A 13,193-nucleotide genomic window follows, 5' to 3' on the forward strand; every position below is an offset into this window, starting at 1 on the left:
TTAAAAGTTGAAGGTTGAACGCGATCGCGTGGCCTTTTGGCCAAGGTTGAAAGTCAAGAAAATAGTTAAGCTGATTTGCATTTAAATTCGTTATTTCCCGTTCCCTGTTCCCTGTTCCCTGTTCCCTGTTCCCTGTTCCCTCTTCCCTGTTCCCTAAAATATTTAGTGATTACTGGAAAGAGAAAGCTGCGATCGCTAAACAACCCCATCCCAAGATCAACGCTGCACCACCTAATGGTGCGATCGCTCCTAGCCACTTGATCCCGGTTAAACTCAGGGCGTACAAACTGCCAGAAAAAATGGCAATTCCAGCGATAAAAGCTGAGCCAGCTACGGTAAGGGAGGTTTGTGCTACTTCTGAACGGCTCAACAACAAGGCTACCAACATTAGCGCTAGAGCATGGTACATTTGATAGCGAGCACCAGTCTGAAAAATTTCCAATGCTCGTTCGGTCAGTTTCTCTTTCAAAGCGTGGCTAGCAAAGGCTCCAGCTGCTACTGATAATCCTCCTAAAATCGATGCGATCGCTAAAAAAATCCGAGTCATCAATTTTGTCCTTACTAAAGTGTAAAATTATAAAATATTCTCCCTTCTTCAGTAACCTCAAAGGTGGCATCACACTCTCTAGCTTTGTGATCCAAATAGTCTTGAGCTACATCTATAGGAAGTTTGGCTGCCATTGCTAATTTCAAGACTGAAATTCTACCATTTTCGTCTTGAATCAAGCGATAAAATGTAGACTGAAGGTGCTCGATAACTTCTTTTTGATCTTGTCGATACATTACCCATGTTAACCATACTCCCCAGAAGGTAGCTGGGATACCTACTATCAAGCTTCCCACTGCATCAACTTTATCTTGCGACGTTGCTTCCCTTCGAATTGAAACTACAACAGGTACCATCAATAATAGAATACCAAAGGTAAGCAGCAAACCAGCAGATATTTTTTTAAACCGTTTCATTATAGCAAATTTTTAACAAACGTTTATCAGCTTTCAGCTTTCAGCTTTCAGGTAAGTATTCAGCTTTCAGCTTTCAGCTTTCAGCTTTCAGCTTTCAGGTAATTATTCAGCTATCAGCTATCAGCTTTCAGCTTTCAGCTTTCAGCTTTCAGGTAAGTATTCAGCTTTCAGCTTTCAGCTTTCAGCTTTCAGCTTTCAGCTTTCAGCTCTGAGCTATCAGCTCTGAGCTATCAACTCTCAGCTTTTGAATAAAACAAGTAAGCATTGGAATAATGCTGAGTGAAGTCCCAGGGTCGTTCGCACAGCGTGGCCAAACGCGCACGCGTGGCCGTTCGCGTAGCGTGGCCAAAAGGCCAAAAGGCCAAGGCCAAAGCCTGTGCCAAAAAGCACCTCAAGTAGCGTGAGCTTTTAGCTCACGGCTGACGGCTGAATGCTTACGCTTTCAGCTTTCAGTTATCAGTTATCAGCGTGTCGCGTATCAGCTTATGGGTTACCTCCCAGGGTCGAAGCCTGTGCCAGGCTACTGTTCGCGCAGCATGCGCGTAGCCCAATCGGTGCTTTTGAATCAAAGCGGTAAGCATTCATTTAATCTCTGTTACATCTGCTGACTGCTGAGGGCTGACCGCTGAGGGCTGACCGCTGAGGGCTGACCGCTGAATGCTTTTTTTTTAGTTACGGATAGCCTCCAATAAGCGAGAATAGTAAAAGCGAGTGCTAGTCATTTCCTGTCGCTGAATCGAAAACCCATTATTTACTAAAATATTAACGATATCTGCTTCTCGATGCTGATAGGCACGAGTGGTTTTACTTGGTCCTGGAAAAAACTCACCAATCTTTTTGAGTGCAGTAAGAAGCAACGTTTTCGGGGCAAAACTAAGAATTAAACGAGACTCGGCCAAAGAGGCTAAGTGAGTTATCATTTCAGCCGCTTTATCCTGGGGATAATGAATCAACACATCTAGACAAATTACGGTGTGGTAGCTACCACCTAACCCTTCCAAATCCTTGACCATAAACGAGAGATTGTCAGTATTCCCTAAACTCTCCTTAGCCCTTACCTGAGCTTCACCTACCATTTTCTGAGAAATATCACTAGCAAAAACTATAGCGCTAGCTTTTGCCAGAGGAATACTAAGACTCCCAACACCACAACCAGCATCACAAATCGACAAACCTGACAAATTTCCATCAGCCTCCAGCCAACTAATCACTTTATCCACAGTCTGCTGATGACCAATCCGGATATCTTGCTGTACCCGGTTAACCTCGCCATCACCATAAATCCGCCGCCAGCGGTCAAACCCAGTGGCATTGAAATAGTCTTTAACAATCGCCTTATCATTAACTGTATTCATATTTAATAACAAACACTCTCCTGAGCTTGGTGTCCTTCCCGTCTTTGCGGTTCATCACAAATCATCCCATGGATATTGACGACCTTCTCCAATCCTTTAAATACTTTGGCGTTGAGCTTGGCTTAGAACGGATTAAGCAACTTCTATCGCGCTTAGGTAACCCCCAGCAGAATTTTCCAATCATTCACGTGGCTGGAACTAATGGTAAAGGCTCAGTTTGTGCCTACCTGTCTTCTATACTCACCCAAGCTGGCTACCGAGTCGGACGTTATACTTCTCCTCACTTGGTTGATTGGACAGAACGGATTTGCCTTAACCAAGAACCCATCTCTAGCCATACCCTAGGCACAATTTTGGAGCAAGTTAAGGCAGCAATTCCAAAAAACTGTTCCGATCCACCTACCCTATTTGAAGTGACTACTGCTGCTGCTTGGTTGTATTTTGCTCAGCAGCAGGTGGATGTGGCTGTAATAGAAGTGGGATTGGGAGGACGGCTGGATGCAACGAATGTATGCGATCGCGTTTTGGTTAGTATTATCACATCCCTGAGTTGGGAACATTGGCAGCGTCTTGGTCCAACCTTGGCTGATATTGCTAAGGAGAAGGCTGGAATCCTAAAGCCTGGCTGTCCTGCGGTAATTGGTCCGCTCCCGCCAGAGGCTAGGGCAGTGGTTGAATCAAGGGTGAATCAGTTGGGGTGTCCAGTGGTGTGGGTAGACTCAGCAGTGGATTTGCCAGAAGGTAAGACCCCAAGCACCGGAAAGCATCTCAGATGGGTGGAGTATGGGGGAGTCAGCTATAATTTGCCCTTGTTGGGGGAGGTGCAGTTGGTTAATTCGGCGATTGCGATCGCAACGGTACAAGTTCTGCAACAGCAAGGTTGGGAGATTCCAGAAGATGCGATCGCATTGGGGATGGCCAAAACCACTTGGCTGGGACGTTTGCAGTGGACTAGCTGGGAGAATCACCATTTACTGATTGATGGAGCCCATAATCAAGCCTCTGCTCAGGCGTTGAGACAATATGTTGATACCCTAGGTAAATCGGTCAACTGGGTCATGGGTATACTCTCAACCAAAGACCATGCTGGTATTTTTAATGCCTTGCTCAGACCAGGGGATCGATTATCTCTAGTGCCAGTACCAGACCATAGTTCAGCTGAGTTAGACTACTTGGCTACTCTCGCGCAACAAATTTGTCCAACCTTAGCCGATTGTGCTATGTATCCAGAGTTAGTGACAGGACTCCGTGGTACCTTTAACAAAGCCGAAGCTGAAGAGAAGATTACTGTCCTTTGTGGTTCTCTGTACCTAGTTGGTCACTTTTTGCGAACAGAAGCTTTTGTTGGTGGTAATGGGAATAGCTAATCGCTAATCGCTAATCGCTACAGTAATTAATTTCAGGATTAATCAAAAAATTGTCATGATTATAAGATAAATTGGGTACGATCAAAAGCAACCTAATGTTGAAACCCCCATCTACCTAACTCAGATCGGGTAGCTAAATAAATTCTGATAATTTTTGATCCCATATTCCCAGATCCGCTACTCCCTACTCCCTTTGCTAGATATGGTTAACCGTTTTAAAAATTTATTTTCCCGGCGCAAGCAAGGTGTTGGTATAGAATTAGCCCCAGAACGAATTCATATTGCTCAATTGCAGCGGCAAGGTCAGAGCCTCAAAGCTACCACCCTATATGCTCATGAGGTTCCAGAAGGGATCTGGGAAGGAGGACAGATTGTTGATTCCCCTGGTTTAGCGGAACTGATTCGAGAAGCCCTACAGGAAAGTCAAGTGAAAGTGGAGCGGGTTGCGACTGCTTTACCCATGCGGGAAGCAGTAATCCGGATTATTCCGATTCCTGCTGAGCTAGATGATAACGAGCTCCGGGATATGGTACTCAACCATGAAGCTGGCTTATATTTGCCCTATCCCCGGGAAGAAGTGGATTTGGATTATCAGAAGCTTGGCTTCTTCGTCGATGAAGATGGAATCGAAAAGGTGCAAGTGCTGCTGGTGGCTACTCGTAAAGAAATCACCGATAGCTATCTCGATACCTTTGAGCAGGTAGGTTTACAAGTAGATGTACTGGAAATTAATAGCTTTGCCCTGATTCGTACCATCCGAGAACAACTGCGTCAATTTCCTTCCCAAGAAGCAGCCGTTCTGGTAGATATTGAATTTGATAGTACTGAAATTGCCATTATTGTAGATGGTGTACCGCAGTTTTCCCGTACTGTTCCCATTGGTACCTACCAACTTCAGAGTGCTCTATCACGGGCGATGAATTTACCAGCCTCTAGAAACACTGAACTCCTCCAAGGGATGACTATTCCCAGTACCCCAGTTGATGGCATGCGCACCGGCTCGACCGGGGTAAATCCAGGTATGGTAGCTCTGATCCAAGTCTTGGGAGAAATTGCTGATGAACTACGCCGCTCTATCGATTTTTACCTCAATCAGATGGACAATCTAGAAGTAGCCCAACTTCTACTAGCTGGTCCTGGGGGTGGTATCGGACAACTTGATGAATTTTTCACCCAACGGTTAAGCTTGCCTACGATTCAGGTGGATCCCGTGGCGGCTCTTTCTCTAGAAGTGGAGAAAGATATTCCGATGGTACAACGACCGAGCTTAGGAACTGTGCTTGGATTAGGATTACGAGAGGTATAGCACTATGTATAGTCTTGATATTAATTTTTTAAAAGACCGAAATCCTGAGGAGATCAAGTCCGTTCAGGATGGAGCGGCTAGACCAGGGATGGCCCTAGGGGAAATGACCCCTCTACTGATTGGAGCTGCAGTCGGTCTAATCCTACCTGGATTGGTGGGAGGCTTTTGGGTAGTTCTCCAACATCAAAACGCCCGGTTGAAGGAAGAAATTGCTGATGTTGACAAGAAACTGGCAGCCTTGGGGGCGCAAAAGCAACGAATTAGTAAGCTAAACAAGGAACTCAAGCTGGTCAACGACGAAACTAATGCTCTTGCCAGTGTCTTTAATCAAATTAAGCCTTGGTCAGCGATGTTACAGGACATTCGTGAGCGCACTCCCCCCGGAGTCCAAATTAAAGACATCGAGCAACAGCAAGTCACTGACAAAAATGCTTCTAAGGATGAGTCTAACGCTAACTCACGACCTAGAATTGAGCTGGATATTTCCGGTACAGCTCGAACCTTTGATGATGTGAATTACTTTTTGCTGACGCTACAGAATTCTTCCTTTTTCGACAAAAATGACACTCAACTGATCAAAGCTCAGTTAATCAATAATCCCACAAAATTAGAAATTCCTGAGAGTCAAAAAGAATTAGTAACTCAGGTAAAATATACCCTGCCAAAAGTGGTAGAATATACTATTAAAACTCAACTGAGTGATATCCCCGCTTCTGAGATATTAAAAGAGTTAGACCGTAAAGGAGCAGTAGGATTAGTGACTCGGATTAGAAACCTTCAATCCCAAGGAGTGATTCAACAATGACCTATGCTACTGATGACGACTTTATGAGTGTTGAAGGTCAGGAGGAAGAGCCTGAGTATCCTACTGCCTTCGGCATTACCTTTACTCCCCAAGTTTCTGGGATTACCTTTGCTATTCTTGGTGTGGCCGCTGCTGTCTATCTAGCCATGAACCTGATGTTACCGGCTTGGCAGGAGTATCAGACTTTACGAAATGATTTATCAACCAAGCAAGATGACCTCCAAAATCCCGAAGTACTCCAGAAAAAAATTAAACAGAAAGAGGATGAACTCAAGCAAGCCAAGCAGCAAAACCGCCGGGTTTTGAGTTTGTTTGCCAGTGACAAAACTTTGGATACCTTATTGATTGATCTCAATACCTTTGTTAAGAATACTAGAGGAACTTTGCTTAGATATGAGCCAGATTCCGAGGGAATCAATATAGTTAATGATGGGTCTCTAGGAACCTTAGTTGATGGAAAATTAAAACGGAGAACCGTCAATGTCGAAATTGAGGGTAGCTTCCAACAAGTGCAGTCAATTATGCGCAGCTTTGAGCGGCTACAGTCGATGTTGCTGATCAAAGACCTAGAAGCTCAAATCAGTGAACCGCAAACACTAGTGCTACAGCAAGGTAGAGTAGTTCCTGGTCCTCAACCTAAGCTTAAAACTAGCTTAACCCTGGAAGCTCTCATGCCTGCTAGAGATTTGGATAAGGAGCAAGAAGAAAAAGCTGAGGAAAAGGAGGATAAAAAACAGTCAGGTAAGAAGAAATAATCCCAAATTACTTTATTATTGCTACCAATAATGATGGGTAGATGGCAAGATGGGTAAATTGATCGGTAGGCAAGTTGTTGGAAATTGGGATAACTTGCTGTTTGATTGATATGACAGGGTTATTAGTGTTGGTGATTATGGTTGTTTGTTGAGTGTTTAGTTTTTTCTCTTTAACGTCTCAACGGTCAATAGTCAATAGTCAACTGTCAATAGCCCTTAATATGACATAATTTCTGTCATAATTTCTGTGATTTGAGTCAGGAGATTGGAGAAATCGATCGTGAGACAGATTCAAGTATGTGGTGGAGTGTTCGCGGCTACAGCAATGGCTTTATGGGCAACACAGCCTGTAGTCGCAGCAAGCCAAGTTAGTGCCATACGGTTCAACCAGCAGGGGAGTGAACTGGAACTGAAACTTGAGACAAAAGGGGGCAATGAGCGTCCACAGATTTTTGCTGTTAACCAAGGCAATGTCTTGGTTGCTGATCTGGTTAATACCCAGCTGAGTTTGCCCCAAGGGACTAACTTCCGTCAGACTAACCCCCTACCCAATATCAGTGCGGTTGCGGTTAAGGAACTGGATGACAATCGGGTCAGGGTGACAATTCGAGGCACTGACAAACTCCCAATCAGTTCACTGATCCAAAGGGATGCTCAGGGAATTACCTTAGGCATTGACACCACTACTGAGAATCAGGGGATATTATCTATCCAAGACTCATCGGTGATGAAGCTGGCTCAAGTTCCTAATAGAGGAACTAATGCTGAAACGGAACAGATGGAGAAACCGGCGGAACTTTCTGAACCAGAACCAGAACCAGAAGCTAACCCGTCAGAAACTCCTGAACCTCCAGAAATCGTGGCTCCTGAACCAGATGTGCTGGTACCTGAGCCAGAAATTATTATTGATGGAATACCGGCAGCTCCAGCTAATGCGGTGCAACCGATTGCGCCAGCGCCCCCCTTCTTACCTAGAGCAGTAGCACCACCAGTGGGGGATATTGCTGTTTCTAATATTAATGCTGCTGCTAGCACTATAGATCTTGGCACAGCAATTCTAGTGCCCCGTTTGGTATTACGAGAAGCACCGATTCGAGAAGTGTTGTCTCTGTTGGCTCGTTCGGCTGGACTCAATCTGGCCTTTGCTGAGTCAGATGAAGACTCGGGTGTAGCACAGTTCACCATTTCTATTGATTTAGAAAACGAACCGGTTCAAGATGCTTTCAACTATATTCTCCAGCTGTCTGGTCTTCAGGCTAACCGTCGGGGAAGCACAATTTTTGTTGGGGCCAAACTCCCTCAAGCCGCTCGTAATCTAATTAGTCGTACTCTACGGCTCAATCAAGCCAGTGTCCAAGGGGCTGCTACTTTCTTAGCCACTCAGGGAGCAGAAGTGCAACAGGTAGTAATCGAGACCGAAGAAATCATCGATCCTGAAACCCAACGAGTGGTGCGACAAATCGAACGACCCCCAGAGATTCGAGCAATTACCAGTGAGCAGGAAGACGGTAGCCAAGGGGCACTGTTGCTGAAGGGATTAGCAGTATCTACGGATGACCGACTTAATTCCATATCTCTGGTGGGTGAGCCGAGGCAAATTGAAATTGCGACGTCTTTACTCAAACAGTTGGATGCTCGTCGCCGTCAAGTGGCGGTAAATGTCAAGATTATTGATGTTAACCTGGCTGGCACCGATGCCTATAATGCCAGTTTCTCCTTTGGCATTAATGATACCTTTGTAGTCAGTGATGGCGGAGCTGCAGCAGTTAATTTCGGTAGGGTTAATCCCCCCAGTAGAGATAATGTAATTAGTGGTCAGTTTCCTAATGTTGAGCCATTTGATTTTCGTGCTGTAGACGGAGACGGTGATATATTCTTCGATAGACAAAATGCTCCCTTTGATAACGTGATTGAGGGTTTCAATGAAACCGCTGGTACTCCATCACTCTTCGCACGTCCTGGTTTTGGTCGAAATAATAATCCATTCCAGCCAGGTGTGACGGATGTCCAACGTCAAGATGATGGAAACGAGTTTGAGTTTTCGCTTCCTTCTCTATTCGAGTACCCTGATAAGTTTTTATTAACGTTGCAGGCTCAGATTACCAGCAGCAACGCCAAGATTCTGACCGACCCGACTCTAGTGATCCAAGAAGGGCAGGAAGCTAGTGTCAAGTTGGTTCAGGAGGTATTGACTAGTGTAACGACAGATATAGACTTAGACGGTGGTGTGGCCACTAGAACCATCACCCCGGTTATTGAAGAGGCTGGTTTAACCCTAACGGTGAATGTTGACAGAATTGACGATAATGGTTTTATCACTTTATCGACATCTCCTGTGATCACAGCTCCCTCGGGAACTCAAGAATTTAACAGTGATAATGCACAAAACGAAATCACATTCCTCAGTCGCCGAGAACTAAGCTCTGGACTAGTTCGTCTGCGGGATGGTCAGACGTTAATACTATCTGGCATTATTCAGGACACTGACCGCACAACGGTATCGAAGGTGCCAATTTTGGGTGATATTCCCTTACTAGGTGCTCTGTTCAGAAGCACCAATAAGCAGAATCAGCGTAGTGAAGTGATCATCCTGGTGACCCCTCAAATTATGGATGACACAGACCGCAATGGTGGGTATGGTTACAGTTACACCCCTGGACGGGATGCCCGTCAAATGTTAAACCGGGGAGGATTTCAGTCTCCAGGTAATTAAGGTAAAGGTAAGGTAAACGTCAATCAACACTTATCTCCCCGAGCGAGGGATTGCTCGCTCGGGGGGAATTAACTTATGGATTTGACTACTCCCCCCTACTTTAGTGGTGGGAATAGTTAGGTTTTGAAACTTTTACGTGTTTATTTGTTTTTGGTTGACAATTTTATTGACTTGGTTTGAGTTAATTTTTATAAATCCTTAATTATACCTTATTTTAAGGTTTATTGTCAATATATAAAAAAGGCTCTCACCTTTGCTATCCCATAGGAGGCTCACCAAGCACGGCTAGAGCGAGGGGCTTACCTTAAATGAATTATATATAATTAACAATGATTGATCATCAAAAATTCTGATTGCCTACTCCCTCAGGAATAAATTTAGGGGAGCATTTTGGGGCAAAATTCTGAAATCTATATAAATTAAAGCATTCAACGATCCATATAGGCATTGCAAACATTAGAATAATGCAGTGAAACCTTGAAGCTGCGAGTGTTGCAGCGATTTTTTTGTTGAAAACCCTGGTTGGATGATCTGAAAAACAAGGAGATTTGAATGAATAAGGGTGAATTAGTTGATAAAGTGGCGGAAAAAGCTACTGTAACCAAAAAACAAGCCGATGCAGTACTAACTGCTACGATAGAGACGATTATGGAAGCAGTGTCCGAGGGTGATAAAGTCACCTTAGTGGGCTTTGGTTCCTTTGAATCCCGGGAGCGTAAGGCTCGTGAGGGCCGCAATCCCAAAACCGGTGAAAAGATGGAAATTCCGGCAACTAAGGTTCCAGCCTTTTCTGCTGGTAAGGTTTTTAAAGAGAGAGTTGCACCACCGAAGGAGTAATCGCTGATTCACTCAGAAACTTGTCCTTGAAACGACCAACTCACGGGGGAAATTTAGCCTGGGCAGCAGCACTGGCTAACTGTCCTCCTTCCTTAATTCTTGATTTTTCTGCCAGCATCAATCCTCTTGGTCCCCCTAAAAGTGCGATCGCAGCGATTGAGTCTGGGCTAAATAACCTGGTAGCTTATCCTGACCCCAATTATGCCGAGCTGCGGCAGTGTTTGACGCAACTGCATCCAACCCTGCCCCCAGACTGGATTCTTCCAGGTAATGGCTCAGCCGAATTATTAACTTGGGCTTGTCGCGAGCTATCAGAACTAGATCAGACCTTGATGATTACCCCAGCATTTAGGGACTACCAACGGGGACTGAAGGCATTTGGAGCAAGAATTAGGAAGTGCCCCCTGATGAGGGAACTCTCGAGACCTAGTCTCAGATGGGGAGATGGGGAGATGGGCCGCGAGATTGATTCTTTGATGCCCTTACTCCCTGACTCCCTTACTTCCTTACTCCCACAAGAGGGGACTCGAAAGGGTTTGCTGCTGAATACCCCCCACAATCCCACAGGTCAATTGTTTACCTCAGAAGCAATTGAGCCTTATCTGAAGCAATTTGCTTTGGTGGTTGTGGATGAGGCTTTCATGGATTTCCTGCCTCCTGAGCAGGAGCAAAGCCTGATTCCTTTAATTGGGGATTATCCGAACTTGGTAATTTTGCGATCGCTTACCAAGTTTTACAGCCTTCCTGGACTCAGACTAGGTTATGGCATTGCCCACCCTGAGCGACTCCAACGTTGGCAGAAGTGGCGGGACCCTTGGCCAATCAATACCTTAGCAGCGGCAGCCGCAGCTGCCGTGGTCCAGGATAGAGCATTTCAACAGCAAACCTGGGATTGGTTAGCACCAGCGCGTAGGCAACTGTTTCAGGGACTGGCTAAGTTACCTGGTCTCCAACCTTACCCCAGTGCAGCTAACTTCTTGCTAGTACACTCAGAAAAATCCACTTCACAGATCCAAGCACAACTACTCCAACACCATCGGATTCTGATTCGAGATTGCCTAAGCTTCCCGGAATTAGGCGATCGCTTTTTCCGGGTCGCTGTACGTACACAGGCAGATAACCAACGCTTACTAACAGCTTTAGACGCTATCTTGATAAGTTGAAGGTTAGAAGGTTGAAGGTTAGAAGGTTGAAGGTTAGAAGGTTGAAGGTTGAAGGTTAGAAGGTTGAAGGTTGAAGGTTGAAGGTTGAAGGTTAGAAGGTTGAAGGTTGAAGGTTGCTGGCCGTAGGCGTCTGTTGTCGGATAGGTTAGTTAGATGGTTGTTCGCGTAGCGTGGCCAAAAGGCCAAGGTTAGAGCCTGAAACCTGTAACTTTCAACCTGTAACCTGTAACTTGAAACCGCGTCACCTGTAACCTGTAACCTGTAACCTTCAACCTACCCTACGGGAACGCCAAGGGCTGCCTGTAACCTGCTAACCTTTAACTGTTGGACGAATGACTGTTGACTATGACCTAATTATCATTGGTAGCACTCCTGCTGGTGTCTATGCTGCTGTTGCGGCTGCTGGTTTAAAGGCTCGTGTGGCTCTGGTAGACCCTCAGCCAGGACAAACTAGCTGGCTAGGACAAGGGGCTATTTACACCAGAGTATTAAGTGAGATTGGGCGTAAGCTTGAGCAGATGCGTGACGCTGCTCAATGGCGTATTTATCCTCAAATAGCTGATTCAACTGAACCAGACATGTCACAGACCGGGTTTCCATCCCTACCACTAACTGAGGTGATGGAATGGGCTAATCTAGTGGTTGCCAACTGCTCAGAACAGAATTCTCCGGCTATTTTAGCTGCTTTAGGAATTGATATTATCACGGGTGAGGGGGAATTTTGCCGACTGCCTCACCTCGGTTTTGTAGTCAACAACCGACGTTTGCGGTCTCGTGCGTATCTGATCGCTACTGGCTCTCGCCCAGATATTAGCGATATCAAAGGGTTACAGACCATAGACTATTTCACACCAAACGATATCTGGCACAAAGTGTTGAAGGTTGGAAAGTTGAAGGTTGCAGGTTCAACCTCCCAACCTTCACTACCCAAAAGCTGGGTAGTAATTGGTGATGAGCCTATTGCTCCAGAACTAGCTCAGACCTTAGTGAGACTCGGTTGTGAGGTAACGTTGGTGGTCAGTACTACCCGTATTTTGTTCCAGGAAGACCTAGAAGCATCTAGGCTCATACAAGCTCAGTTAGAAGCTGAGGGAATTCGGGTTCTGACGGATAGTCCAGTTGATCAGGTCAGAGAGATTGAGGGTAAAACCTGGGTTCAGGCTGGTAATAAGGCGATTGAAGCTGATGCCATTTTACTGGCTACGGGTGAGCAACCCAATGTGGAATCCTTAAATCTAGAAGGGGTTGGGATAAAGTACACTCAGCAGGGTCTTCAGCTCAATCAGAAGCTACAAACGACTAATCCCCGCATCTATAGCTGTGGCAAGATGGCTGGTGGTTATCCCTGTGGCCATATTGCCCAGTATCAAGCCAGCATTGCCTTGAAGAATGCATTGTTTTTCCCCTGCTTTAAGGTGGACTATCACGGGATTCCTTGGACAGTCTTAACTGAACCCCAATTAGCACGGGTAGGTCTTACAGAAGTAGAAGCTAGAAAGCGCTATGGTAAGAATCTATGGGTGATGCGAGAATATTTTAAAGAGTTAGATCAGGCTCAGCTCCTGGGGCAAACCACTGGGTATATGAAACTGGTAGTGGGGCGCAATGGGACAATTTTAGGAGCAACCATAGTTGGATCACAAGCAACAGAATTAATTGGGGAAATTACCCTAGCGATTGAGCAGAAAATTAACTTGGGTCTGTTGGCAAATGTCTATTATCCCTATCCGACCTTGTCAGAGATTTTTAAGAAAACGGCAATCGAGTGGCAGCGCCAACGAATGAGTCGTAATCAGACTTTAAAAAACTTTCTGGAAGGCTTCTTTAACCTACGCCGTAGTTGGTCAAAATGAATGTTGATTACCATTACTTTAAGCTTAAACCTTAAACATTTAACAGTTAACATTTAAAATTTAAAAGTCAACATTC

General features: G+C 45.3%; 12 protein-coding genes. 8 read left to right on the forward strand and 4 right to left on the reverse strand.

Annotated elements, in window-relative coordinates; all coding sequences use genetic code 11:
* Positions 1–169: 169 nt before the first annotated feature.
* The 3 genes from LYNGBM3L_RS27440 to bchM all read right to left on the reverse strand — a co-directional run bounded on the left by LYNGBM3L_RS27440 (position 170) and on the right by bchM (position 2,318).
* Positions 170–547 carry a DUF423 domain-containing protein gene (locus tag LYNGBM3L_RS27440; RefSeq protein WP_008189098.1) on the reverse strand — a complete coding sequence of 126 codons (378 nt, stop codon included), beginning with the start codon at positions 545–547 and terminating at the stop codon, positions 170–172.
* 14 nt (positions 548–561) lie between these two features.
* Entirely contained in the window at positions 562–963 is a 402-nt protein-coding gene (locus LYNGBM3L_RS27445) for a hypothetical protein (protein ID WP_008189100.1), read from the reverse strand.
* 668 nt (positions 964–1,631) lie between these two features.
* Positions 1,632–2,318 carry a magnesium protoporphyrin IX methyltransferase gene (gene bchM / locus LYNGBM3L_RS27450; protein ID WP_008189103.1) on the reverse strand — a complete coding sequence of 229 codons (687 nt, stop codon included), beginning with the start codon at positions 2,316–2,318 and terminating at the stop codon, positions 1,632–1,634.
* A gap of 68 nt (positions 2,319–2,386) precedes the next feature.
* On the opposite strand from bchM, the gene LYNGBM3L_RS27455 reads away from it, so the two are divergent.
* From LYNGBM3L_RS27455 to cobD, 7 genes are all read left to right on the forward strand, one after another.
* Positions 2,387–3,685 (forward strand): bifunctional folylpolyglutamate synthase/dihydrofolate synthase, encoded by a 1,299-nt coding sequence (locus LYNGBM3L_RS27455; RefSeq protein ID WP_008189104.1) that lies wholly within the window; start codon positions 2,387–2,389, stop codon positions 3,683–3,685.
* Positions 3,686–3,887: 202 nt separating this feature from the next.
* Positions 3,888–4,991: a type IV pilus assembly protein PilM gene (gene pilM / locus LYNGBM3L_RS27460; protein WP_044495077.1), complete on the forward strand. Its 1,104-nt coding sequence runs from the start codon at positions 3,888–3,890 to the stop codon at positions 4,989–4,991.
* A 4-nt stretch (positions 4,992–4,995) separates the two neighbouring features.
* The gene (locus LYNGBM3L_RS27465) at positions 4,996–5,796 is read left to right on the forward strand and encodes a PilN domain-containing protein (protein WP_008189108.1); all 801 of its coding nucleotides are present in this window, start codon (positions 4,996–4,998) and stop codon (positions 5,794–5,796) included.
* Entirely contained in the window at positions 5,793–6,551 is a 759-nt protein-coding gene (locus LYNGBM3L_RS27470; RefSeq protein WP_008189110.1) for a GspMb/PilO family protein, read from the forward strand. Before LYNGBM3L_RS27465 ends, LYNGBM3L_RS27470 begins: the two co-directional genes overlap by 4 nt.
* Before the next feature lie 280 nt (positions 6,552–6,831).
* Positions 6,832–9,264 carry a type IV pilus secretin family protein gene (locus LYNGBM3L_RS27475; RefSeq protein WP_008189111.1) on the forward strand — a complete coding sequence of 811 codons (2,433 nt, stop codon included), beginning with the start codon at positions 6,832–6,834 and terminating at the stop codon, positions 9,262–9,264.
* A gap of 552 nt (positions 9,265–9,816) precedes the next feature.
* Positions 9,817–10,101, forward strand: coding sequence for a non-specific DNA-binding protein Hbs (gene hbs, locus LYNGBM3L_RS27480; RefSeq protein WP_008189112.1), 285 nt, complete (start codon positions 9,817–9,819; stop codon positions 10,099–10,101).
* Between the two features lie 26 nt (positions 10,102–10,127).
* Positions 10,128–11,264 carry a threonine-phosphate decarboxylase CobD gene (cobD, locus tag LYNGBM3L_RS27485; protein WP_044495059.1) on the forward strand — a complete coding sequence of 379 codons (1,137 nt, stop codon included), beginning with the start codon at positions 10,128–10,130 and terminating at the stop codon, positions 11,262–11,264.
* 33 nt (positions 11,265–11,297) lie between these two features.
* Here the strand turns inward: cobD and LYNGBM3L_RS41930 are convergent, their stop codons facing one another.
* Complete coding sequence (locus tag LYNGBM3L_RS41930; RefSeq protein WP_165691831.1) at positions 11,298–11,450, reverse strand: hypothetical protein; 153 nt, start codon at positions 11,448–11,450, stop codon at positions 11,298–11,300.
* A gap of 146 nt (positions 11,451–11,596) precedes the next feature.
* Between LYNGBM3L_RS41930 and LYNGBM3L_RS27490 the strand changes: the two genes are divergently transcribed.
* Positions 11,597–13,117 carry a dihydrolipoyl dehydrogenase family protein gene (locus tag LYNGBM3L_RS27490; RefSeq protein WP_008189114.1) on the forward strand — a complete coding sequence of 507 codons (1,521 nt, stop codon included), beginning with the start codon at positions 11,597–11,599 and terminating at the stop codon, positions 13,115–13,117.
* The last annotated feature ends 76 nt before the right edge of the window (positions 13,118–13,193 follow it).

Origin of the sequence: Moorena producens 3L (assembly GCF_000211815.1) — a bacterium.
Lineage (GTDB): Bacteria > Cyanobacteriota > Cyanobacteriia > Cyanobacteriales > Coleofasciculaceae > Moorena > Moorena producens.